Genomic DNA, 22,424 nt, shown 5'->3' with positions numbered 1-22,424 from the left:
TCGATAAGGTTATCATGATAACCATCAATCACAGCTCACCCTGTAATACTCAATTCACACAGCCAAAAAGGAAATATCATGGCCTTACTCAATTTTCTCGGTGCAATTCAACAAGTAACTGGCTCGTGTTATTTGATCGAAACCTTTGATAAGAAGAAGATTCTACTTGAATGCGGTATGCAACAAGGTAATCACGAAGAAAACGATAACGGCAACCGCTCGCCTTTCGCCTTCAATCCAGAGCATATTGATGCTGTGGTGATATCCCATGCTCACATTGATCATTGCGGTATGTTACCGCGTTTAGTAGCAGAAGGCTTTCGCGGACCGATTTATGCAACCGATGCAACCTCTGAATTATTAGAGCTGATGCTACTCGATGCCGCGCATATCCAAGAAAAGGATACGGAGTGGGAAAACCGCTGGCGTGCCCGTAAAGGCAAACCAGCCATTAAACCGATCTATGTCAGCTCAGATGCTCAACGTGTTCTTAAACAACGTGAACCAGTCAACTACGAAGAAAGCGTTGAGATCGTACCGGGTGTCCATGTCACCTTCTACGATGCCGGTCATATTATTGGCTCTGCAATTGTCGAGTTACAGTTCAATGAGCCGAATAACAGCGTGCGCACTTTAGTCTTTTCAGGCGACTTAGGCAGCACTTGCTCACCGCTCATGAAAAACCCATCGGTGGTTAAGAAAGCCGATGTTTTGCTGCTTGAGTCAACCTATGGCGACCGTGATCACCGCTGCAGTGAAGACACCCTTGATGAGTTGGTAGCGATTCTTGAGCAAGCGGAAAAAGACGGCGGCAATGTGATGATTCCGGCGTTTTCTGTCGGTCGCACCCAAGATATTTTATTCCATCTAGGTCGTTTTTATCAGGAAGGCCGTTTGCCGCAACATACGGTATTTTTAGATAGCCCGATGGCAATTCGCGCCAATAATATTTACTTCCGCCATCGAGATGAGTTTGATCAATACCATCGAGATATGCTCGTCAAGTACAACATTAAATCAGAAAAAGACTGGCTACCGATTCTGCAGATGACACCGTCACCTGAAGAGTCGATGGCGATTAACCAAGTCAAAAGTGGCGCAATCATTGTGGCAGGTAGCGGCATGTGTAATGGCGGGCGTATTGTCCATCACTTCAAACACAACCTATGGCGTAAGGATTGCCATTTGATTTTTACCGGTTTCCAAGCCCGCGGTACCACTGGCCGTGCCATTGTCGATGGCGCCAAAAGCGTGCGTGTCTTCCGTGAAGATATTATGGTCGGCGCACATGTGCATACCTTAGGCGGCTTCTCGGCGCATGCTGGCCAATCTCAATTAATCGAATGGGCCAGCAATTTTGAGGACCGTCCAGAATTACATTTAATTCATGGCGAATTGGAAAAAATGCAGATCCTACAAAGCGAATTTAAAAAACGCTTGGATTGGGATGTCAATATCCCAGAATTAGGTGACCGTATTGCTCTATAAGGAGTTGTTATGTCGTTTCAGAATGATGATTATTTAGCGCGTCAGTATCAAGTCAGCAGCATCAATTTAGACAGTAAAGTTGATGAACTGCTGAGGATGGCAGTGCCGCCTACCAGCACTAATCTTGAGTTGTATCGCGAGATGATGCTAACCGTAGCGCGTATGGCGGAGGATGATCGGAACCGTTGGGATGCAAAAATAATGATGCAGACCCTACGCGAAATGGAGGCCTCCTTCAGTTTACTGGAACGCTTTAAACGCCGCCGCAAGGTGACTGTGTTTGGTTCGGCGCGCACTGAGCCAGACCACCCCTTGTATCAACAAGCCAAAGAGCTGGGAGAAATTTTAGCGCGCCATAACTTGATGGTCATTACCGGTGCTGGCGGCGGTATTATGGCGGCGGCACACGAAGGCGCAGGCTTGGAAAACAGCCTAGGTTTCAATATCGCTCTGCCCTTTGAGCAAGGTGCCAATGAAACAGTGAATGGCAGCGGCAACTTATTGTCGTTCCACTTTTTCTTCTTACGTAAGCTATTTTTCGTTAAGGAAGCAGACGCCCTCGTCCTTTGTCCGGGTGGTTTTGGCACGCTGGATGAGGCTTTGGAAGTACTGACGCTGATCCAAACGGGGAAAAGCCCACTGGTACCGGTTGTCCTTCTGGACCAAGAAGGTGGTACTTATTGGGATAAAGCCTTGGAGTTTATGCGGGAAGAACTGGCTGATAAAGCGTATATCTTGCCGAGTGATTTACGTTTAATGCGCCAAGTTCGCACGCCTACCGAGGCGGGACTAGAGATTGCGCGTTTCTATCGCAACTTTCACTCCACTCGCTGGTTTCAAAATAAATTTGTCGTGCGCATGAATCATCCACTCAATGGTGCAGCACTGGAAACGCTACATAAAGAGTTCTTAGACCTGTGTGTGAAAGACGGTTATAGCCAGACACCCTACTGTGCTGAAAAACATAATGAGCCTGAGTTCTGTAATCAGCACCGTTTAGAGTTTGTCTTTAATGGTCGCGATCACGGTCGCTTACGTGAGATGGTTGATTTTATTAACCTGCCGCAAAACTGGAAAAGCAACAGCTAAAGCAACTCAATGCGCTCAGCCAGATCATCGCTGAGCGCATTATTAGCGCGTTTAAATAGCAGTCATACCGCCATCAACCGTTAACGCATGCCCGGTGGTAAAGCCTGCACCATCACTGCACAAATACATCACTGCCGCCGCCACTTCCTCAACATGCCCCACACGCCCCATCGGATGCAGCTGCGGGATACGCTGGGCTGATGCAGGATCCATTTCACAGACACGCTGATACATAGCCGTATCAATCACCGCTGGGCATACCGCATTGACCCGAATATTTTTACGTGCATATTCAACAGCGGCGGTGCGGGTTAGACCTAACACTGCATGTTTAGACGCAGCATAGGCCGCCATTTTCGGCGCAGCACCTAAGGCCGCAACCGAAGCAGCATTAACAATAGCTCCGCCGCCTTGCAGCAACATCTGTTGTAACTGATACTTCATGCACAACCAAACACCCTTGACGTTAACATCCATAATCATCTCAAAGGAATGCATCGAACCTTCATGCAAGCGCTGGTTTTCCATCTCAATACCGGCATTATTAAAAGCGTAGTCTAGGCTGCCATACGTCTCAACCGTGGTCGTGAGCAGATGTTTAACCTGCTGCTCATCGCGCACATCACAACTGACAAACAGCGCCGAGCCGCCCGCATCAGTAATCAACTGCACTGTTTCTGCGGCACCTTCTGCATTGATATCGGCAACCACGACCTTAAGACCTTGCTCAGCAAAGGCCAGTGCTGTAGCACGACCAATACCTCTAGAAGCGCCGGTCACTAGTGCAACTCGTCCTGTTAACGTCATCAGCAACACCCTCAGTTATTATTTTCTGTAGGTGTTGATTCTAGTCAGCTCAGCGAACAGGCACAGCACTATCACTGCGCATGATAAGCAATTATAAATGGAAGACGTTTGTATGTCATCGCGGTAAAATATATGTATGCGTCACCCGCTCTTCTCAAGCACCGATAGAGTCTATAACTACTGTATCAATGCAAGAAAAGGACCAGACGTTCTTAGATAGGATTGCTTATGCCAGATCCGCCCAAATATCGTTCAGCGCTTGTGCTGGATCGGCGGCTTGGGTGATTGGACGACCAATGACCAAATAGTCCGAACCGGCCTGCATCGCTTGTACTGGGGTCAAAATACGTTTTTGATCATTTTGCGCACTGCCGGCAGGACGAATACCTGGGGTGACCAACTGTCCAGCAGGCCATTGTTTTTTCAGTAGACTGGCTTCTTGCGCGGAACAAACTAAACCATCTAAACCCGCTTGCTCGGCTAAACGTGCTAAACGTAATACTTGCTGCTCCGGGGTGACATCTAAACCGATCCCAGCTAAGTCTGATTGCTCCATGCTGGTCAGTACTGTTACACCAATTAATAAGGGTTTAGCCGCATGGCGCTGATCAAGGACTTCGCGGCAGGCTTGCATCATTTTTAAGCCACCGGAGCAATGCACATTGACCATCCAAACACCCAACTCAGCCGCAGCTTTTACTGCCATGGCTGTGGTATTGGGAATATCATGAAACTTAAGGTCTAAAAACACATCAAAACCCAATGCATGCAAACCCTCTACCACTTTAGGTCCGCAGCGAGTAAACAGTTCTTTACCGACTTTAAGGCGGCACTGCTGAGGATTTAAACGTGCAGCAAGCGCTAAAGCTTCGGCTTCACTGGAAAAATCTAAGGCAACAATAATGGGACTAGTCATGTCTTGAGTCTCGTATCAATAAAATGCTGCAGCATTGTAGCCTTCCTCTAAGCAAACTGTCTTATCGACTTTACTATTACTGTATTTTTCTAGTAAAGAAAGATCATATTAAATAAACCTACATTACCTAACAGTATGACAACATCAATTATATTATTAATATCAGTAGCATAAGTGTCCCATAGCGGTATGGGTAATAAAGATGTAGCATAATTACTCATGAGACTCATGAGTCAGATTCTCATTAATAGAGCTTTGGAGGTTTACATGCCTTGGTATATTTGGTTATTAATCGCTCTGGTACTTGGCTCAGTGGTTGCCGGTCTACTCAGACTGCGCAATACCGCGGACAAAATGCCCATCAGCAAGGAAAAGCTAGAATTAATGCGTAAACACAATGAAGAAATGGAGGAAGCGGAACGTAAGGAAGAAGAATAACCCTCACTACATCGTTGGAGATTTGTTATGTCCCGTACAGAAACCGATAGTCTAGGTGCCATTGAAGTTCCCGCTAATGCCTATTGGGGCGCGCAAACACAGCGCTCTAAAGAAAACTTTGCAATTGGCTCACAGCCAATGCCGCTGGCTCTAATACATGCTTTAGCTCAGGTTAAAAAAGCTGCAGCGCGAGTCAACGCTCGTTTAGGCGAACTGCCCGAAGATATTGCCACACTGATCGAGCAAGCGGCTGATGAAGTCATTAGTGGCACACTTGATGAACACTTTCCCCTAGTGGTTTGGCAGACGGGCAGCGGCACGCAAAGCAACATGAACGTCAACGAAGTGATTGCTGGTCGTGCCAATGAGATCGCTGGTCAAGGCCGCGGTGGTAAATCTCCAGTGCACCCTAACGACCACGTGAACCGTGCGCAAAGCTCCAACGACTGTTTCCCGACGGCAATGCATATTGCGGCACTACAAGCGGTTGAACACGATTTATTTCCTGCTTTAAAAATGCTACGTGATGGTTTGCATAAACAAGCCAAGCGTTACGCTAATTTAGTGAAAACGGGCCGCACCCATATGATGGATGCAACTCCGATAACCTTTGGCCAAGAGTTGTCCGCTTTTGTTGCGCAATTGGATTATGCGACCCATGCTATTGAAGCAACGTTGCCAATCGTGGGCCAGCTCGCACAAGGTGGTACTGCGGTAGGTACCGGTCTTAATGCTAATGCAAACTTTGCCGAGAATATTGCTCGCGAACTTGCCTCAGCGACTAAGTTACAGCTCACTTCGGCACCCAATAAATTTGCTGCGCTGGCAGGTCATGAAGCGCTGGTAAGCTTATCAGGCGCATTAAAAACCTTAGCCGTGGCGCTAATGAAAATTGCCAACGATTTACGTTTGCTTGGCTCTGGTCCTCGTGCAGGCTTAGCAGAAGTACTCTTACCGACTAACGAACCCGGCAGCTCAATTATGCCTGGTAAAGTGAATCCAACGCAGTGTGAAGCACTGTCAATGCTGGCCTGCCAAGTGATGGGTAATGATGTCACCATCAATATCGCAGCCAGTCACGGTCACTTACAGCTCAACGTATTTAAGCCGGTCATTATTCACAATATTCTTGAGTCGATTGAGTTAATGGCGGATGGTTGCCGCAACTTCCAAGAGCATTGCGTGGAAGGCATGCAGGCCAATGAGCAGCAAATGGCTGACCACTTAGAAAACGGCCTGATGTTAGTGACTGCGCTGAATCGTCATATTGGTTATGACAATGCTGCAAAAATTGCTAAAAAAGCTTACGAAGAAAATCTCACTCTACGTGCGGCAGCGCTTGAACTAGGGCTTGTGACTGACGAGCAGTTTAGCGAATGGGTGCGCCCAGAAGACATGCTCCATCCTACCCCGTACAAAGATGAGAGCAGCAAATCCGGCTCGCTCACCAGCCGTCGAAGTTGGTCTTAATAGCGGATACCCATCTGCGACTTAACCAGTGCGGGCAATTGCTCGCACTGGTTAGCAGTAGAGAGCTACGCTATTGCGCAACCCCATAGGGGTGACACAGCCGCCAAGTGCCACTAGAACAGCATACCTCGCAAAAATATCAGTCAACTGACTTTGCAACTGCTTGAGTTTTTGCGCCGCCATTGAGCCCAAACGTTATAAAGCAGGTTACCTATATGACTTATTCCGGGCAGGCTTAGCAAGACGACTGTTTTATTCAACCCCGCCACACGCCAATAGGCCAAGGTAGCGTTGAAGCCAATATGCATAGTCTGTCCATCAAAAAAATGAATACGAGTCAATAAGTCTTCAAGGGTGTAGCCTTCTGGTGTCTGAAAATTTTCAGCGCTAATATCGACCAACTTAACGTTAGGCTCTAAACGAGGTCGTAGATGTTCGATTTCCTTTTGGCATAAACCGCAGGAAGCGTCGTAATAGAGTTGGGCATGATAAGTCTTCAAGCAAGCTCCTCGTATATCACTGTAGACCTATCGCATATGATCCGTATAAACCATGCATAAGTAAAGCCTGACGTGTGAGTAAGCGCGTATCGGAGCGGTCACATGGGGCGCAGATGTGTAGAGTTATTTAAGGCTAGAAGGCTGCCGTCGCAGACATGGCTCGCATGGACTAAAAAGCCCAGGAGTAACACTATTTAGCAGGCGTGTGCGGGGTGTTTATGCCTGTGGGGTGCTACAGATCTGAGCCGCCACAGGCATATGGTTTAACCGCGGACAGCGGCAGCGACAATTAAGGCTTTCATTTCAGCAACGGCTGCTGGTAAGCCAACAAACAGGGCGTGAGCAATAATTGCATGACCGATATTAAGCTCATTAATCCCAGGAATCGCGGCAATTGGCTCCGCATTATGATAATTCAAACCATGTCCTGCATTCACCACTAACCCTTGCTTTAAAGCAAAAGCGGCCGCTTTACGAATCAAGTCTAACTGCTCGAGCTGCTCAGCCGGTGTTACTGCGTCCGAGTAATGTCCGGTGTGCAGTTCAATCGTCGTCGCACCGACGCGCTTGGCCGCCAGAATCTGTTGTTCATCGGCATCAATAAACAACGACACATCACAGCCCACCGCTTGTAAACGCTCCACGGCACTGGCAATACGTGCTTCCTGTGCCACCACATCCAAGCCACCTTCAGTGGTCAGTTCAGCTCGGGTCTCAGGTACAAAGCAGGCATGCTCAGGACGAATCTCTTCAGCCAAGACTAACATCGCCTCAGTCACACCCATCTCAAAATTCATCGGGGTCTGCATCACCTCACGCAACACCCGTATATCTCGATCCTGAATATGACGACGATCCTCACGCAAATGCACGGTAATACCATCGGCACCAGCTTGCTCAGCATCAAGCGCCGCCTTGACCGGATCAGGATAACGCGTACCGCGCGCCTGACGCACAGTCGCAATATGATCAATATTGACACCTAACAAAATACGCTTATTTAAATTCATCACACAGACCCTTTTTGTGCTAAAAACAATTCACGACTCATCAGCGGACGTCCACCTAAATGAGCAGCCAACGCCTGACGCATTAAACGCTTAGCCGTATGTAAAACACTTGCTTGTTGCCAGTCAACCGCTGTTAACGCCAAAATATCAGCACCTAAAAAAACACCCGGCTGCAACATCGACACCGCTACAAAGCCAGTGTCGGGAACTAGACGATACAACATTTGCGCCTGCAATGCCTGCCCTGCACTATCCCGCTCAAATGAAAAGCCATAGCCCAATTGCTCAAGCAGCCGCCACTCAAAAGTACGTAACAAAGGCTCAACCGGTAAAGCATGGGCCAGACCTTGCACTGTTAGAGCATAGTGATCAAAAAGTACAGGATGCGGATCATTGAGCGGCAATAAGCGCACCAAGAGTTCATTAAGATACAAGGCACAAAATAATGCCTGCCCCTGCAAGAAATTAAACTCGCCAGCAGGCTCAATACGGCTGATAGTTTTTAATTCCGTACGGCCACGTAACTCAATATCCAAGACAGAAAAAGGCCGTGCCACGCTCCCTAGCTTACCGCGCGCACCACGTAAAATGGCTCGCAAGCGTCCGTCAGGAGTAAACACATCCATTAACGCACTGGTTTCTTTGTAGGGGCGACTGTGCAGAATAAAGGCTAACGATGACTGCATAATTGAGCCTCTAAGCAGCATACGCTCCAGAACAGAGCGCATGCTTGATAGGTTTCAATACTCTTGATAACCCAATGAGCGCAAGGCGCGCTCATCATCAGACCAACCACTTTTAACTTTAACCCACAAGTTCAGCATAATCTTCGAGCCAAACATGGTTTCCATATCTTTACGGGCTTCTTGGCCGATTCGCTTAATACGCTCGCCTTTATCACCAATAATGATTTTCTTCTGGCCATCACGCTCAACTAAGATCAGCGCATGGATATGTAAAATGCGTCCTTCTTGCTTAAACTCTTCAATTTCCACATTGATCTGGTACGGCAATTCCGCACCCAATTGACGCATAATTTTTTCACGGACCAATTCAGCGGCCAAAAAGCGGCTGGAGCGGTCAGTGATTTGATCTTCAGGAAAGAAATGCTCACTTTCTGGTAAAAAGCCGCTGACTAAACCCTCAAGTGCCTCAAGATTATGACCGTGCAATGCCGATATCGGCACAATCTGTGCATTGGGTAATTTCTGAGAAAGCCACTCAAGATGCGCCAATAGCTGGCTTTTATCTTCTAAGCGATCGGCTTTATTCACTGCAATAATCAGCGGACAAGTCAGATACTGAATACGCTCGAAAACCATTTCATCTTCTTCGGTCCAGCGCATACGATCGACCACAAAAATGGCCACATCAATATCTTTCAGTGCGGTTAAAGCACTGCGGTTCATATAGCGGTTCAGCGCCGTTTTGCCACCCATATGTAAGCCTGGGGTGTCCACATATACCGCTTGCACAGCGCCTTCGGTTTTAATTCCGAGCATATTGTGACGAGTGGTCTGTGGTTTACGCGAAGTGATCGCTAATTTCTGGCCAAGAATATGGTTGACCAGTGTTGATTTACCCACGTTGGGGCGGCCAACTACGGCAACATAGCCACAGCGGGTTACTTGTTCAGTCATGCTGATGATTACTCTCTATGCCCAATGCCACCAGTGCTAAAGTCGCTGCCACTTGTTCGGCGATACGTCGACTTGCACCCTGACCGCGGGTTTTTTCATTAAGTAAGCTGACCTGGCATTCCACAAAAAAGATGCGGCAATGCGGCTCGCCCTGAATATCAACCACGTCATACAACGGTAAATCGCTACCACGTGATTGTAAAAATTCTTGCAGCCGAGTTTTGGGATCCTTGTTGGTATCCACCAGTGTCAGCTCAGAAAAATGTTGCTCAAGCCAAGCTAAGACGCGCTCACGCGCCACTTCCATACCTGAGTCTAAATAAATCGCGCCAATAATGGCTTCAGTCGTATCGGCTAGAATTGAATCGCGGCGAAAACCACCACTTTTCAACTCACCTGAGCCTAAGCGTAGATATTCGCCCAAACCAAAACCTCGCGCTAATACGGCTAAAGTTTCACCTTTAACCAAACGAGAGCGCAGCCGTGACAGCTGCCCCTCTTTCGCTTGTGGAAAGTGATGAAACAATGCCTCACCGGCAACAAAGTTTAAAATAGCATCACCTAAAAACTCTAAGCGCTCATTATTGCGCCCAGCAAAACTGCGGTGGGTCAGCGCTAAAGTTAACAATCCGCCATCTTTAAAGGTGTAACCAATTTTTCGCTGTAAAACCAGTAATAAATCACTCACCGGGCACGCACTCGATATTTTTTGTCAAAAGTTACCACCAAATTAATATTCTTAATAAGAGGCTCGCGTCTCTCATAGTTAAGGTGCACTAAAAATTCATTATTGGCTTGCGTGATCTGAATAATATCATCCACTTTCAAGTCGCGAATATTATTGGCCAGTATCGTTTTACTGATATAGCTGTACAGGTCAGCAGTGCTATCAATGCTATCTCCGATAGAGCTGTCAGCAGCGATAATGGCCTTATCTAACGTGGCATTATCAATGTAGTGCGGAATCAACTTAAAAGCAGCACTAGCAAAAAAACCAAGCAAGGCCAAAATCACTAGACCAGTAAAAAATGACACGCCCCTTTGTGCACGAACTTGATGCATAGCAACCTCGGCTTTTCATTAATGACTGTGCACTTTAATAGGTCTATGCATCAGCTCTGTCAGTGTATAACGCAGGTTTAAATTCTTTAGTGGATTAATCCTGCACGACTCAAGCTCGGCAATGCACTGAACTTAGGATCGGCCCATGTCAGCCAAATTGCAAAAGCTTTACCGACAATATACTCATCTGGAACCATCCCTTGCAGCTCAAAAGGTATGCTTGGATCATCCCAGTAACGGCTGTCTTTTGAGTTATCGCGGTTATCACCCATCATAAAGTAATGACCAGCGGGAACACGCCACTCACGCGTCGGCTCAGTTCGACGGCGCATTTCTTTACGAATATAATGCTCCTGCTCGCCCAACTGTTCGGTATATAAACGTGCACTACCCAGACTGCCTGGCTCTTCACCTAAGAAGGTTTCAGCAACAGGCTTACCGTTAATTAGAATACGCTTTTCATTGGTATAGGTGATGATATCACCCGGCAAGCCAACCACACGCTTAATGTAATTGATACGTGTATCTTCAGGGTATTTAAACACCATCACATCGCCACGCTTCGGATCACTGATCTCAATAATCTTCTCATCAATCACCGGCAGACGGATACCATAGGCAAACTTATTAACCAGAATAAAATCGCCCACTTCAAGGGTTGGTATCATCGATCCCGAGGGAATCTGAAAGGGCTCAACGATAAATGAGCGCAAAACAAAAACCACCGCCAAGACGGGGAAAAATGATTTGCCATACTCAATCAGTACCGGTTCTTTCTCTAAGCGCTCGCGCACTTCAGAATTATACGCCACTGCCTCTTTTTCATATTGAGCAATCGCTGCACGGCGGCGCGGTGCAAAATACACCACATCCAATAAGGCTAATAAGCCAGAAACAGCAACAGCGACTGCTAATATTAATGGGAAATTAAATGTCATGGGTTAATCATCCACTCTGAGTACTGCAAGGAAGGCTTCTTGTGGAATTTCCACATTACCCACTTGCTTCATCCTTTTCTTACCCGCTTTTTGCTTCTCTAACAGTTTACGCTTACGACTCACGTCACCGCCATAGCACTTAGCTAAAACGTTTTTACGCAACGCCTTAACCGAGGTTCGTGCCACAATTTGCCCACCCAGTGCCGCTTGAATGGCCACATCGTACATTTGTCGTGGAATCAGCTCTTTCATTTTCTCAGCCAATGCTCGGCCTTTCGATGCAGCCTTATCACGGTGCACAATCAAGGCTAACGCATCAACACGCTCACCGTTAATTAACACATCCAAACGTGACAACTGAGCGACTTGGTAACGATCAAAGCTGTAATCCAGTGAGGCATAGCCACGACTGACCGATTTTAGGCGGTCAAAGAAATCCAGAACCACTTCGTTCATAGGTAAATCATAGACCACTTGGACTTGGCTGCCTAAGAAATGCATATCTATTTGTACGCCACGTTTTTCAATACACAGGGTAATCACGTTACCGAGATGCTCTTGCGGCACTAAAATGGTGGCCTTAACAATCGGCTCGCGCATTTCTTCAATACTTGATGGATCAGGCATACGTGAAGGGTTATCCACGTAAACAATATCGCCATTTTTCAACACGACTTCGAAAATTACCGTCGGTGCTGTGGTGATTAAATCAAGATCGTATTCACGCTCCAAACGCTCTTGAATAATTTCCATATGCAGCATACCGAGAAAACCGATACGGAAACCAAAGCCCAAGGCTTCAGAGCTTTCTGGCTGGTACTGCAAGGCTGCGTCGTTGAGCGTGAGTTTTTCCAGTGCATCACGGAAGTCTTCAAAATCTTCTGAACTAACCGGGAATAAACCCGCATACACCTGTGGCTGTACTCGTTTAAAGCCCGGCAACATATCCACATCAGGGGTGGTTGACAGGGTTAAGGTATCGCCCACTGGCGCGCCTTGAATATCTTTAATACCGGCAATAATAAAGCCTACTTCGCCAGCTTTAAGATCAACCGTCTGGGTGTGTTTTGGATTAAACACACCAACACTATCCACTAGGTGCATGCGCCCAGTTGATTTAACCAAGACTTTATCGCCTTTCTTAATACGGCCATGCTTTACCCGTACCAAAGAGACAACGCCCAGATAGTTATCAAACCAAGAGTCAATAATCAGCGCTTGCAGCGGCGCATCAATCTCACCGACTGGCGGTGGAATCACTTTAACTAAACGCTCAAGCACTTCATCAACGCCCAAGCCTGTTTTCGCACTACAGGTCACGGCATCGGTCGCATCGATACCAATCACATGCTCAATCTCTTCTTGCACACGAATCGGATCAGCCTGCGGCAAGTCGATTTTATTTAGAACAGGCATCACTTCAAGGCCTTGCTCAATCGCGGTATAGCAGTTCGCAACGGACTGCGCCTCAACACCTTGACCGGCATCAACCACAAGCAATGCGCCTTCACAAGCAGCGAGCGAACGACTGACCTCATAACTGAAGTCAACGTGGCCGGGCGTATCAATAAAGTTCAATTGATAGATACGACCGTCACGAGCGGTATAGCTTAAGGTCACACTGTGCGCCTTAATAGTAATGCCCCGTTCACGCTCGATATCCATCGAATCCAAGACCTGTGACGCCATTTCGCGTTCGGTCAAGCCACCGCACATCTGAATGAAGCGGTCGGCCAAAGTGGATTTACCATGGTCGATATGGGCAATAATGGAAAAATTACGGATATGACTCAAGTCACTCACAGAACATCACTCTACAATTAAGTCCGTCGACAGACTGTCAACAGAAAATAGCCCGTGAGTTTACCTGATTTATAACGCTCAAGTCATCTATCCATGACTCAACACAGAAAAAAGCAGGACTGCAGGCACGCTACAAACTAAAAAAGCGACACTCAGTGGTCGCTTTTTTAGTTGAACTTAGGACGATCTGAACGTTACCGTTAGCTCGTCAATTTGAAGGTTATAAAGCTAGCACGGCCCTGACGCAAAACACGCATCGATACCGAGCGATTATTCGGTAGGTCTTGGGCAATTTTGGTAAAGGTTTTTGCAGAATCAATGACTTGATTATTTAGATGGGTAATCACATCACCCGGACGCAAACCAATCATTGCAGCCGCGCCGTCGTGCACTTCTTGAATCACTACACCACCTTGCAAATCAATCGCTTTTTTCTGCTCAGCAGTTAAATCAACTACAGTCATGCCAAGGCGATTACTTTTACTTACCGCGCCCTTACTGTCGGTCAGGGACATTTCCTCACCATCGCTGGGCAATGCACCTACTTTCATTTTCAAGGTTTTGCGTGAGCCTTCACGCATCACTACGAGCTCAGCAGTTTTACCGGGTTTAACTGCACCGACTAAATGGGGCAAATCGGCCGACATCACCACCGGATGACCATTCATGCTTAAGATGACATCACCCACTTTCAAACCGCCTTTGTCGGCAGGCCCATTTTCCAGAACCTGTGCGACCAATGCGCCAGCAGGCTTATCAAGACCGAATGACTCAGCAAGGTCTTTGTTAACTTCTTGAATCACCACACCCAACCAGCCACGGTCAACTTTACCGTTATTTTTAAGCTGCTCAGAAACATCCAAAGCGACTTCCATAGGAATGGCAAATGACAAACCCATAAAGCCGCCGGAGCGGGTGAAAATTTGCGAGTTAATACCGACCACTTCACCATTTAGATTGAATAATGGTCCGCCCGAGTTACCGGGGTTAATCGCCACATCCGTTTGAATAAATGGCACATAGTTATCATTCGGTAGATTACGACCTTTAGCGGAGACAATTCCTGCCGTCACCGAGTGATCAAAACCAAACGGTGAACCGATCGCCAAGACCCACTCACCCACTTTCAAATCTTTTGACTTACCTAAGCGCACCACCGGCAAGTCCTTACCTTTAATTTTAAGCAAGGCCACATCGGTACGCGGATCGCTACCGACTAACTCAGCAATCAGCTCACTGCGATCAGCCAAACGTACAATAATTTCGTCAGCATCGGCAATCACATGATTATTGGTCAGAACATAACCGTCAGAGGAAATAATAAAGCCAGAGCCTAGCGACTGCGCTTCACGTTGCTGACCTTTATTGCGGCCCTGTGGCGCTTGTGGCATCGGCAAGCTACGTTCAAAGAACTCACGAAAAATAGGGGGCAAACCTTCTAAGTCAGGTAGCGAATGAAAGCCACCAGCGGTGCTCTGCATGGGTACCGTTTGTCGCGTACTGATATTAACAACCGCCGGCGCAGACTCTTCAACCAAAGCGGTAAAGTCAGGTAGTTGCGCTTGCGCACTGGGCATGACCAACACCATCAGCGTTATGCATGCACTTATAAACAACGACGTTTTTTTCTGCGACATAATACTCTCCACTACTAAAATCAAATATCCAACTGCGGACTTAAAGCAATCTGGGCTTTGAGTACCACCGGTTGCGTTGCTGCATCATCAAGATAACGATGGCTATAAAGCCGTACCCAAACCGCGCCAGCTAGAAAACCCAGCGCGGCAGAAAAAATAATCCAAGGCTCTGAAGCATTCAAGGCATTCACGCCTAAAGCAGCACTAAACATAAAGAATAACGGCAGCATATAAACCAAAAAAGCACCGCGCACGAGTGACTCTTCTGAAATAGCCAAGGTGACTTGATCACCTTCGCGCAATTGCAAATCAGACTGTACTTTGATCGTATGGGGCTTAGTATCTGCCGACAAACTGTTCAGCAATCCTTGCCCACAAGCAGCCTTGGCCGAGCAACTACCACAGGTACTCTTGCGCTGGGTAGCCACCCAGACGCCCTCTGAATCAACAGCAACAACAACGCCCATTTCTTCAATCATCAGCGTGTTCCTGCTCGGCCTGCATCGACAGCGCAATTCGCTCAGCACTACCTAACGGAATTTCGCCAATCACAGTCACCATTACGGTTTTAGCACCTTGCTCTATTTTTCTTGATACCACTGCAGTAGGGCCTAACTGACGACGTCCACCCTCAACGTCGAGGTTATCTATGTTTTCAAAAAACACTGAGAAACTTGCTAAACCATCAGAGTACACCTGACTCAGCACGCCACTGGTAGTGCCTGACGGTTGTTTATAAAAACTTTTAAGCAAGACAAAACCGGGTGGCGTCCAGTCTACAGCCCAATCCACGCTAACCTCGTCAGCATCAAGTTGATTGGCATCAGTGATGGGCAAACACTCGGCACTCGGTGTCACTATAACGTGCTCAGCAGTAGTGAGTGTCTGACTAGGGGAAGCCTGAAACTGCACAAACTCTAAACGCTCAAGAAGCTGTCCCTGATCATTGAGCAACAGTGTTTTCAACGGAATTGCCGTGGCTTGGTCGATATGCAACTCAACGGCATAACGATGCTGATCACGCGGAGAAAACAACAAAACGCGTGCTATATGACCGGCAACTCTAGATTCACCGAGCTCATGCACGTCATACCACTGCTGCAGGTCTTGCGGTTTCACCAATGAGACCGGCCAAATATCAACCACAGGCAACTCACCAGCCAGTGTTGGACTGACACAGGTGACACGCTTATCAATGCGCACCACTTCATGCGCGGGTCCGTTCAGTTGTAAAAAACGTTCAAGCAATTGCCCTTGTGCATTGACCTGTCGCCAAATCTGATGAGTCGAAAATGCACCCTTACGTTCATAAACAAAAGTACCTTGATAGCCTTGCACCGCATCTGCACTTTGTAAGCGTTGTAACCACTGCTCGGCAGGGGCTGATTGCGCAGCATAGGCACTACTGGTTAGTGTCATACACAGCGCAATACCCGAACAAAAGGCTTTTACTGGCATCCCTTATTGACCTTCTAGACTTGCAGCTCGTGCATAAGGAAGACTCGCCTCAGCTTGATTAACACTGGTTTGCTGAGCATGTTGACGTAAATAGCTAGGCACACGTCGCTCATACCATAAATCTTGCTCAGAAGCTGTTTGCGCCGTTGCAACCGGTGCGCTTTGCGTACCGTAACTGGCTAAGACCACAGGGCTTTGTGATTGATTGGTTGCCGGCAGTCGTTGCTCGCTTTGCACCAGCATCGCATCTTGTTGCACAGTGTCTTGATTGTAAAAACGTACACCGCCTAAGACTGCGAGAGTGACCGAAGCGGCCACCGCTAAGCGACCCAACCAAGGCATCGTGCGTTCTTTAGCAGGTTGCGCGACAATATCCACTTGATGATTTGTTTGCTCAGCAACAAGTGCAGGCTCGGCGTCAATCGCCGCCATAATGCTCGCAGACAAATCGATTTGTGCACTGAAGGGTTCGTTATGCATCGCTGCACGAGCAATTTGATACCGTGACCAAGTAGCGCGCAACTCTGGATCGTTGCTGGCATTCAGTACTCGACGCAACTCCAACTCTTCAGCCTCATTATCAATAAGTGCTGAGAGCGACTGGTTAAGGATGTGTTGACTCATTTTAGCTTCCTCTCTTGGCATGCGTTGCGCACTACTAGGCGTCTTGCAGCAGGGGCCGTAAGGCTTTATCAACAGCCTCACGTGCTCGAAAAATGCGCGAACGCACTGTACCTACGGGGCACTGCATCACTGTTGCAATGTCCTCATAACTGAGACCATCAAATTCACGTAAAGTTAGCGCACAACGTAAATCCTCTGGTAATTGCTTAATACTTTTCTGCACCGTTGCATCAATCTCATCGCGTAGCATCAGGCGCTCTGGGGAAGCCATATCTTTTAAAGCATGGTCGCCATCATAAAACTCCGCATCACCTGAATCGACATCACTACTGGGTGGACGACGATTACGTGAGACCAGATAATTTTTCGCTGTATTAATCGCAATACGATACAACCACGTATAAAAAGCACTATCGCCACGAAAGTTTGCCAAAGCGCGGTAGGCCTTGATAAACGCTTCTTGAGTGACATCTTGAGCCTCATGCGGATCGTGCACAAATCGCACAACTAAGCCTAAAATCCGATGCTGGTACTTTAATACTAATAAGTCAAAAGCGCGTTTATCACCACTTTGAACGCGCTTTACCAGCTGCTGATCATCATCCGGCGTCATGCATAGTCCCCAACCTGCCACTTCGCAATATCACATTTCATAACACATTCAGTCTGCGTCATACTCGTTCTCCGCATTAAACATTGACAGTAAAGCATCTGGTATCAAAAGAAGACTCACCACAGACGCACCCAACCTTATATTCTACTGTAACGCTTCTCTGTTATTTACGCGCGGCTTAATGACATATGCCATTATTGAGCCATCTCTTCATCGAAAAGTTCCCAGCATTTGTAAGTATTTTACAAAGCCATCCGGCGTTATACTAGCCAGCGTCTTTGCAGCGGATCACCCTAATGAGCCATTACTACCAATATGACGTTCTAATTATCGGCAGCGGTGCCGCAGGTTTAACCACCGCTTTAACTCTTCCGCAGCATTTACGTATTGCCGTGCTCAGCAAAGGCGATCTATCCAGCGGTTCGACTTACTGGGCTCAAGGCGGTGTTGCTGGCGTACTCGATGACAGTGATACGATTGAGTCTCACGTGCAAGACACCCTGATTGCCGGTGCCGGTTTATGCAATGAAGAGGCTGTGCGCTTTACAGTAGAGAATAGCCGCAGCGCTATTGACTGGCTGATTGAGCAAGGTGTGCCCTTCACTCGTAATGACTCAGGCAGTGCGGACGGAACAAGCTTTGACTATCACCTGACGCGTGAAGGCGGTCACAGCCACAGACGCATCATTCATGCAGCGGATGCCACTGGCGCGGCAATTTTCACAACTTTATTAGCCAAGGCGCGCCAGCAAAGTAATATTGACTTGATCGAGCAACAAGTAGCGGTTGATTTAATTACTGCTAACAAGTTAGGTCATCAAGACAATGTCTGTTTAGGTGCTTATGTACTGAATCGCACCACTGATGAGGTGGATACCTATGCGGCGCGCTTTGTCGTACTGGCCACAGGTGGCGCAGCCAAGGTGTACTTATATACCAGTAACCCAGACAGCGCCTGCGGTGACGGCGTCGCTATGGCATGGCGTGCAGGTTGCAGCGTAGGCAATTTAGAGTTCAATCAATTCCATCCCACCTGCCTGTACCATCCACAAGCAAAAAACTTTTTAATTACCGAAGCCTTACGTGGTGAAGGTGCCCATTTAAAGCTACCCAACGGCGAGCGCTTTATGGCGCGATTTGACAGCCGCGAAGAGCTGGCACCTCGCGATATAGTGGCGCGCGCCATTGACCATGAAATGAAGCGTCTGGGCATTGAATGTGTATATTTAGACATCAGCCACCAGTCAGCTGAGTTTATTCAAGAGCACTTCCCCACTGTCTATGAGCGTTGCCTGACCTTTGGGATTGATATCACTAAAGAGCCGATCCCAGTGGTGCCCGCAGCTCACTACACCTGCGGCGGTGTCGTAGTGGACAAACATGGCCATACCGACCTTGCCAACCTCTATGCCATTGGTGAAACCAGTTTTACCGGACTGCATGGTGCGAACCGCATGGCCAGCAACTCATTGCTAGAATGCTTTGTCTATGGTCGCTCAGCGGCTGAAGATATTACGCGAAACGATGCGCAAGTCAGCGCGCCTGAGCAATTGCCACATTGGGATGCCAGCTTAGTCACAGACTCAGATGAAGATGTCATTATTACCCATAACTGGGATGAGCTCAGACGTTTTATGTGGGACTACGTCGGCATTGTGCGTACTGATAAACGTCTGCTACGCGCTCTGCATCGCGTGCGTTTACTGCGTTATGAAATTAATGAGTTCTATAGCAATTACCGTGTCAGTCGTGACTTAATTGAGCTGCGTAACTTAGCTTTAGTCGCTGATTTGATTATTCGCTCGGCCATGCAGCGTAAAGAAAGCCGTGGTTTGCATTACACGCTTGACTACCCAGAGCTGAGAGACCCTGCTCAAAACACTATTTTATCGCGCGCCAAAGCTGACGACTGAATTTTAAACGCACCCGCAGGCGGCGATGACTGTCCTGCGGCAAGCTATCAGCGGGAATCAACGCACTGCGATAAAACCATTGATGGGCATATCTGTAGCGTAATAAAATCAGCGCAGGTATTGCCATACTGTCGGCGCGCAGCTGCACAGAGCGCCAGCCATGCTGGGCGTTCCATAACTGCCACCCTTGAGTAGCGTTATGACGCACACCACTGCGCAAAGATGGCTGCTGATAATCACGCATTTGCAGCCACTGCTGAACTATTTGTAGAGTCAGCAACAACAGTAAACTGAGTTTTAAAAGCCAAGCAATCGCTGCCAATACAACGGCCAGCTCAGCCAGCAGCAATATCACTACCACTGCCTGTGACAGCCTTAGGGAAGGCTGCCAAAAACAGCGAAAAGTTTGCTTACTTAGGCTTTGCATGTTCCAAAACCAAATCAATAATACGCTTTAAATCAGCATTATCCGGCTCAGCACGACGCATACACCAACCAAAAATATCCTGATCTTCGCAATCGAGCAATAAACGATAACGCTCACGATCGGCTTCATCGAGCTTTAAATACCGCTCTTCAACAAAAGGCACCAACAGCTGATCCAGCTCCCACATACCCCTACGACTGTGCCAATAGAGACGTTTCACTTCAGTTTCGATAGACATGACACACTCCTAAAGATAGTAAATTCAGTATAAGACAGATTTAAACAAAGTCGCATACGCTGACAAGATGCTTTTAGCCCTCTATGATAGGCGCATGCATTATTCACAAGCGAGACAGTCATGACTGATTGTGCAAGTTTTACCCCGTTAACTCACGAAGGCGTTTTAGCCGTACGCGGCACAGACGCTAAATCTTTCCTACAAGGGCAAATCACCTGCAACCTTGGCTACGTTAGCGATGAACGCAGTAGTTTAGGTGCACGCTGTACGCCGAAGGGGCGCATGTTATCAAGTTTTCGTGTGCTTTTAGAGAATGACGGCTATTTATTGGCGATGGATCACGATATTTTAGTCGCACAACTGGCCGAACTACAAAAGTACGCTGTATTTTCTAAATCCAAGCTCACTGATGATAGCGCGCTCTGGAGTCGCTTTGGTTTATACCAAGGTGATGCGGCACTGCAGGCGCTAGGCATTGATCTACCCCGCGAAATCAACAGCACGGTACATCACAACCAGATGATCGCTATTCGTATCTCTGAGCATTTGACCGAGCTATGGGGCAGTGCTGATGACGGTTCATGCCTGCGTAAACGCTTACTCAATCTTCTGCCAGAAGCGCCGCTAAATACTTGGTTGCTAGAGCAAATACGCAGTGGTATTGGCCATGTTAGTATGCCCACCCGCGAACAATTTATTCCGCAAATGCTGAATTTACCGGCCTTAGATGCAGTGAGCTTTAAAAAAGGCTGCTACACCGGTCAAGAAATCGTGGCACGCATGCAATATCTCGGCAAATTAAAACGCCACATGTACCGCTTCCAGCTAGCCAGCAAAGAAATACCAGTCGCAGGCACGCCATTATTATCACCGGTTCATTCCAGTGCAGTCGGTGAAGTGGTCAGTGCGGCGCGCAGCGAGTATGGCGTTGAATTATTAGCGACCGCACTCAATGATGCAGTTGGAGACGGTCGTATCTATTTGGACGGCGATGAGAAAACGCTGCTTGAGCCTCTTGAGCTGCCGTACTCTTTAGATACTGAGCGCGAGATTTTACGCTAAGCCTTCTGCTCTAGAGTCTATCCTGCAAACCTCTGCACACTCCGTCAAACCGACGGAGTGTCAGCTTATCGATAGTTTACAATTCTATTTCACCTCACCGCGCCTGCTTGTTCTGTCTAGCAACGCCCGACTCTGTTTCATGCTTAATTATAAGCCATCGAGTCTCAGAAGCAGCCCTCCTCAGTAGTGCAATTGATCTCTGTCAAGGCCTCCACAGGGTAATCCGCTTAGATTAAGCGAGTTAAAAATGGATCTAGCGCCCAGATGCGCCCATACCCAAATGTAGGAGATCACATGCAACTGGTTTGTCCTGCGGGCAGCTTGCCTGCCCTTAAAGCGGCTGTTCGCCAAGGTGCTGATGCAGTTTATGTTGGCTTCCGAGATGACACCAACGCTCGTCATTTTGCCGGTTTGAACTTAAATGATCAGCAACTGGAAAATGGCATCGCTTACGCCCACCAACACAACACTCATATTTATATTGCCGTCAATACCTACGCGCAACCTGACGGCTGGCAACGCTGGCAGCGTGCTGTTGATCAAGCCGCTGACTTAGGTGTGAATGCATTGATTGCTGCTGACCCTGGCGTCCTAGCCTATGCTAGCAAGCATCATCCGCAACTCAATCTGCACTTATCCGTGCAAGGTTCTGCGACGAATGCAGCAGCTCTAGCCTTTTACCAGGACCGTTATAATATTAAGCGCGCCGTCTTACCGCGCGTCTTATCTCTGGCGCAAGTCAAACACGTTGCCAGTCAAAGCCCCGTACCGATTGAAGTCTTTGCCTTTGGTAGCTTATGCATCATGGCTGAAGGTCGCTGTCACTTATCCTCTTACCTAACAGGTGAATCGCCTAATCTCTGCGGCGTCTGCTCTCCTGCTAAAGCCGTACGCTGGAACAATGAAGATGGCGAACTGACCTCGCGCTTAAATGATGTGCTGATTGACCGTTACAGTGAAGGGGAATCAGCTGGCTACCCGACCCTATGTAAAGGTCGTTTTATGGTCAACGGTCAGCGTTTCCATGCTCTCGAAGAACCAACCAGTCTCGACACTATGGATTTAATTCCAGAGTTAGTAAAAATTGGCGTCAGCGCAGTCAAAATTGAAGGTCGGCAGCGCAGTCCAGCCTATGTTGAGCAGGTCACACGTGTTTGGCGCGCTGCTCTAGACAGCTATCGCCAAGCCCCTGAGCGTTATCAAGTTGAGCCTATTTGGCGACAAACCTTAGCAGGGCTGTCAGAAGGCAGCCAAACCACTCTTGGTGCATACCACCGCGCATGGCAATAGG

The 22,424-nt window shown here is 47.9% G+C and carries 24 protein-coding genes; 7 read left to right on the top strand and 17 right to left on the bottom strand.

The annotated features are described in order from the left end of the window. Positions 1–78: 78 nt before the first annotated feature. Positions 79–1,488 (top strand): MBL fold metallo-hydrolase RNA specificity domain-containing protein, encoded by a 1,410-nt coding sequence (locus tag JYJ62_RS11275; protein ID WP_205342323.1) that lies wholly within the window; start codon positions 79–81, stop codon positions 1,486–1,488. A gap of 9 nt (positions 1,489–1,497) precedes the next feature. Then, positions 1,498–2,577 carry an LOG family protein gene (locus tag JYJ62_RS11270; protein WP_205342322.1) on the top strand — a complete coding sequence of 360 codons (1,080 nt, stop codon included), beginning with the start codon at positions 1,498–1,500 and terminating at the stop codon, positions 2,575–2,577. 51 nt (positions 2,578–2,628) lie between these two features. On the opposite strand, the gene JYJ62_RS11265 is transcribed toward JYJ62_RS11270, so the two are convergent. Both JYJ62_RS11265 and pyrF read right to left on the bottom strand, forming a co-directional pair. Next, positions 2,629–3,390: an SDR family oxidoreductase gene (locus JYJ62_RS11265; RefSeq protein WP_205342321.1), complete on the bottom strand. Its 762-nt coding sequence runs from the start codon at positions 3,388–3,390 to the stop codon at positions 2,629–2,631. 220 nt (positions 3,391–3,610) lie between these two features. Further along, a complete protein-coding gene (gene pyrF / locus JYJ62_RS11260) occupies positions 3,611–4,300 on the bottom strand; it encodes an orotidine-5'-phosphate decarboxylase (protein ID WP_205342320.1) in 690 nt (229 codons plus the stop codon). A 267-nt stretch (positions 4,301–4,567) separates the two neighbouring features. On the opposite strand from pyrF, the gene JYJ62_RS11255 reads away from it, so the two are divergent. Both JYJ62_RS11255 and JYJ62_RS11250 read left to right on the top strand, forming a co-directional pair. Then, positions 4,568–4,738, top strand: a complete 171-nt coding sequence (locus JYJ62_RS11255) for a DUF2897 family protein (RefSeq protein WP_205342319.1) — start codon at positions 4,568–4,570, stop codon at positions 4,736–4,738. Between the two features lie 27 nt (positions 4,739–4,765). Next, positions 4,766–6,208 carry a class II fumarate hydratase gene (locus JYJ62_RS11250; protein ID WP_205342318.1) on the top strand — a complete coding sequence of 481 codons (1,443 nt, stop codon included), beginning with the start codon at positions 4,766–4,768 and terminating at the stop codon, positions 6,206–6,208. Positions 6,209–6,351: 143 nt separating this feature from the next. Here JYJ62_RS11250 and JYJ62_RS11245 read toward each other — a convergent pair whose 3' ends face one another. The 13 genes from JYJ62_RS11245 to rpoE all read right to left on the bottom strand — a co-directional run bounded on the left by JYJ62_RS11245 (position 6,352) and on the right by rpoE (position 17,493). Continuing rightward, a complete protein-coding gene (locus JYJ62_RS11245; RefSeq protein ID WP_205342317.1) occupies positions 6,352–6,708 on the bottom strand; it encodes a thiol-disulfide oxidoreductase DCC family protein in 357 nt (118 codons plus the stop codon). Positions 6,709–6,971: 263 nt separating this feature from the next. After that, complete coding sequence (gene pdxJ / locus JYJ62_RS11240; protein ID WP_205342316.1) at positions 6,972–7,718, bottom strand: pyridoxine 5'-phosphate synthase; 747 nt, start codon at positions 7,716–7,718, stop codon at positions 6,972–6,974. Continuing rightward, positions 7,718–8,404, bottom strand: coding sequence for a DNA repair protein RecO (recO, locus tag JYJ62_RS11235; RefSeq protein WP_205342315.1), 687 nt, complete (start codon positions 8,402–8,404; stop codon positions 7,718–7,720). The genes pdxJ and recO overlap by 1 nt, the downstream gene beginning before the upstream one ends. Positions 8,405–8,458: 54 nt before the next feature. Beyond that, complete coding sequence (gene era, locus JYJ62_RS11230; RefSeq protein ID WP_205342314.1) at positions 8,459–9,358, bottom strand: GTPase Era; 900 nt, start codon at positions 9,356–9,358, stop codon at positions 8,459–8,461. Further along, the gene (rnc, locus tag JYJ62_RS11225; RefSeq protein ID WP_205342313.1) at positions 9,351–10,046 is read right to left on the bottom strand and encodes a ribonuclease III; all 696 of its coding nucleotides are present in this window, start codon (positions 10,044–10,046) and stop codon (positions 9,351–9,353) included. The genes era and rnc overlap by 8 nt, the downstream gene beginning before the upstream one ends. Then, the gene (locus JYJ62_RS11220; RefSeq protein ID WP_205342312.1) at positions 10,043–10,420 is read right to left on the bottom strand and encodes a DUF4845 domain-containing protein; all 378 of its coding nucleotides are present in this window, start codon (positions 10,418–10,420) and stop codon (positions 10,043–10,045) included. The genes rnc and JYJ62_RS11220 overlap by 4 nt, the downstream gene beginning before the upstream one ends. An 86-nt stretch (positions 10,421–10,506) precedes the next feature. Continuing rightward, positions 10,507–11,358 carry a signal peptidase I gene (gene lepB / locus JYJ62_RS11215; protein ID WP_205342311.1) on the bottom strand — a complete coding sequence of 284 codons (852 nt, stop codon included), beginning with the start codon at positions 11,356–11,358 and terminating at the stop codon, positions 10,507–10,509. Positions 11,359–11,361: 3 nt separating this feature from the next. Next, the gene (lepA, locus tag JYJ62_RS11210; RefSeq protein ID WP_205342310.1) at positions 11,362–13,161 is read right to left on the bottom strand and encodes a translation elongation factor 4; all 1,800 of its coding nucleotides are present in this window, start codon (positions 13,159–13,161) and stop codon (positions 11,362–11,364) included. A 200-nt stretch (positions 13,162–13,361) separates the two neighbouring features. Then, on the bottom strand, positions 13,362–14,750 hold the full coding sequence (locus JYJ62_RS11205) for a DegQ family serine endoprotease (RefSeq protein ID WP_232365773.1): 1,389 nt from the start codon (positions 14,748–14,750) through the stop codon (positions 13,362–13,364). Between the two features lie 68 nt (positions 14,751–14,818). After that, on the bottom strand, positions 14,819–15,277 hold the full coding sequence (locus JYJ62_RS11200) for a SoxR reducing system RseC family protein (RefSeq protein ID WP_205342308.1): 459 nt from the start codon (positions 15,275–15,277) through the stop codon (positions 14,819–14,821). Next, positions 15,270–16,256 (bottom strand): MucB/RseB C-terminal domain-containing protein, encoded by a 987-nt coding sequence (locus JYJ62_RS11195; RefSeq protein ID WP_232365769.1) that lies wholly within the window; start codon positions 16,254–16,256, stop codon positions 15,270–15,272. The genes JYJ62_RS11200 and JYJ62_RS11195 overlap by 8 nt, the downstream gene beginning before the upstream one ends. 3 nt (positions 16,257–16,259) lie before the next feature. Continuing rightward, entirely contained in the window at positions 16,260–16,880 is a 621-nt protein-coding gene (locus tag JYJ62_RS11190; protein ID WP_205342307.1) for a sigma-E factor negative regulatory protein, read from the bottom strand. A gap of 34 nt (positions 16,881–16,914) precedes the next feature. After that, positions 16,915–17,493: an RNA polymerase sigma factor RpoE gene (gene rpoE, locus JYJ62_RS11185; RefSeq protein ID WP_205342306.1), complete on the bottom strand. Its 579-nt coding sequence runs from the start codon at positions 17,491–17,493 to the stop codon at positions 16,915–16,917. 296 nt (positions 17,494–17,789) lie between these two features. On the opposite strand from rpoE, the gene nadB reads away from it, so the two are divergent. Then, on the top strand, positions 17,790–19,406 hold the full coding sequence (gene nadB / locus JYJ62_RS11180) for an L-aspartate oxidase (RefSeq protein ID WP_205342305.1): 1,617 nt from the start codon (positions 17,790–17,792) through the stop codon (positions 19,404–19,406). On the opposite strand, the gene JYJ62_RS11175 is transcribed toward nadB, so the two are convergent. Beyond that, entirely contained in the window at positions 19,375–19,833 is a 459-nt protein-coding gene (locus tag JYJ62_RS11175; RefSeq protein WP_332461637.1) for a protein YgfX, read from the bottom strand. The two genes, nadB and JYJ62_RS11175, sit on opposite strands and share 32 nt — an antisense overlap. Further along, the gene (locus JYJ62_RS11170) at positions 19,817–20,071 is read right to left on the bottom strand and encodes a succinate dehydrogenase assembly factor 2 (RefSeq protein WP_205342303.1); all 255 of its coding nucleotides are present in this window, start codon (positions 20,069–20,071) and stop codon (positions 19,817–19,819) included. The genes JYJ62_RS11175 and JYJ62_RS11170 overlap by 17 nt, the downstream gene beginning before the upstream one ends. A 120-nt stretch (positions 20,072–20,191) precedes the next feature. On the opposite strand from JYJ62_RS11170, the gene JYJ62_RS11165 reads away from it, so the two are divergent. Continuing rightward, positions 20,192–21,133, top strand: coding sequence for a YgfZ/GcvT domain-containing protein (locus JYJ62_RS11165; RefSeq protein WP_205342302.1), 942 nt, complete (start codon positions 20,192–20,194; stop codon positions 21,131–21,133). Between the two features lie 294 nt (positions 21,134–21,427). Next, positions 21,428–22,423, top strand: coding sequence for a ubiquinone anaerobic biosynthesis protein UbiU (ubiU, locus tag JYJ62_RS11160; RefSeq protein WP_205342301.1), 996 nt, complete (start codon positions 21,428–21,430; stop codon positions 22,421–22,423). The last annotated feature ends 1 nt before the right edge of the window (position 22,424 follow it).

The sequence above is a fragment of the Denitrificimonas caeni genome (assembly GCF_905120345.1).
In the GTDB taxonomy this organism is placed as follows: Bacteria; Pseudomonadota; Gammaproteobacteria; order Pseudomonadales; family Pseudomonadaceae; genus Denitrificimonas; species Denitrificimonas caeni_A.
The sequence above is the reverse complement of the archived record's forward strand: the minus strand, read 5'-3'. Positions and strand labels throughout refer to the sequence as shown.

What these genes read in the sequence shown, in the direction of transcription:
- JYJ62_RS11275 (WP_205342323.1), top strand. Translation starts at nt 79, where the DNA reads ATGGCCTTACTCAATTTTCTCGGTGCAATTCAACAAGTAACTGGCTCG.
- JYJ62_RS11270 (WP_205342322.1), top strand. Translation starts at nt 1,498, where the DNA reads ATGTCGTTTCAGAATGATGATTATTTAGCGCGTCAGTATCAAGTCAGC.
- pyrF (WP_205342320.1), bottom strand. Translation starts at nt 4,300, where the DNA reads ATGACTAGTCCCATTATTGTTGCCTTAGATTTTTCCAGTGAAGCCGAA.
- JYJ62_RS11255 (WP_205342319.1), top strand. Translation starts at nt 4,568, where the DNA reads ATGCCTTGGTATATTTGGTTATTAATCGCTCTGGTACTTGGCTCAGTG.
- JYJ62_RS11250 (WP_205342318.1), top strand. Translation starts at nt 4,766, where the DNA reads ATGTCCCGTACAGAAACCGATAGTCTAGGTGCCATTGAAGTTCCCGCT.
- pdxJ (WP_205342316.1), bottom strand. Translation starts at nt 7,718, where the DNA reads ATGAATTTAAATAAGCGTATTTTGTTAGGTGTCAATATTGATCATATT.
- recO (WP_205342315.1), bottom strand. Translation starts at nt 8,404, where the DNA reads ATGCAGTCATCGTTAGCCTTTATTCTGCACAGTCGCCCCTACAAAGAA.
- era (WP_205342314.1), bottom strand. Translation starts at nt 9,358, where the DNA reads ATGACTGAACAAGTAACCCGCTGTGGCTATGTTGCCGTAGTTGGCCGC.
- JYJ62_RS11220 (WP_205342312.1), bottom strand. Translation starts at nt 10,420, where the DNA reads ATGCATCAAGTTCGTGCACAAAGGGGCGTGTCATTTTTTACTGGTCTA.
- lepB (WP_205342311.1), bottom strand. Translation starts at nt 11,358, where the DNA reads ATGACATTTAATTTCCCATTAATATTAGCAGTCGCTGTTGCTGTTTCT.
- JYJ62_RS11205 (WP_232365773.1), bottom strand. Translation starts at nt 14,750, where the DNA reads ATGGTGTTGGTCATGCCCAGTGCGCAAGCGCAACTACCTGACTTTACC.
- JYJ62_RS11200 (WP_205342308.1), bottom strand. Translation starts at nt 15,277, where the DNA reads ATGATTGAAGAAATGGGCGTTGTTGTTGCTGTTGATTCAGAGGGCGTC.
- JYJ62_RS11195 (WP_232365769.1), bottom strand. Translation starts at nt 16,256, where the DNA reads ATGCCAGTAAAAGCCTTTTGTTCGGGTATTGCGCTGTGTATGACACTA.
- JYJ62_RS11190 (WP_205342307.1), bottom strand. Translation starts at nt 16,880, where the DNA reads ATGAGTCAACACATCCTTAACCAGTCGCTCTCAGCACTTATTGATAAT.
- rpoE (WP_205342306.1), bottom strand. Translation starts at nt 17,493, where the DNA reads ATGACGCCGGATGATGATCAGCAGCTGGTAAAGCGCGTTCAAAGTGGT.
- nadB (WP_205342305.1), top strand. Translation starts at nt 17,790, where the DNA reads ATGAGCCATTACTACCAATATGACGTTCTAATTATCGGCAGCGGTGCC.
- JYJ62_RS11175 (WP_332461637.1), bottom strand. Translation starts at nt 19,833, where the DNA reads ATGCAAAGCCTAAGTAAGCAAACTTTTCGCTGTTTTTGGCAGCCTTCC.
- JYJ62_RS11170 (WP_205342303.1), bottom strand. Translation starts at nt 20,071, where the DNA reads ATGTCTATCGAAACTGAAGTGAAACGTCTCTATTGGCACAGTCGTAGG.
- JYJ62_RS11165 (WP_205342302.1), top strand. Translation starts at nt 20,192, where the DNA reads ATGACTGATTGTGCAAGTTTTACCCCGTTAACTCACGAAGGCGTTTTA.
- ubiU (WP_205342301.1), top strand. Translation starts at nt 21,428, where the DNA reads ATGCAACTGGTTTGTCCTGCGGGCAGCTTGCCTGCCCTTAAAGCGGCT.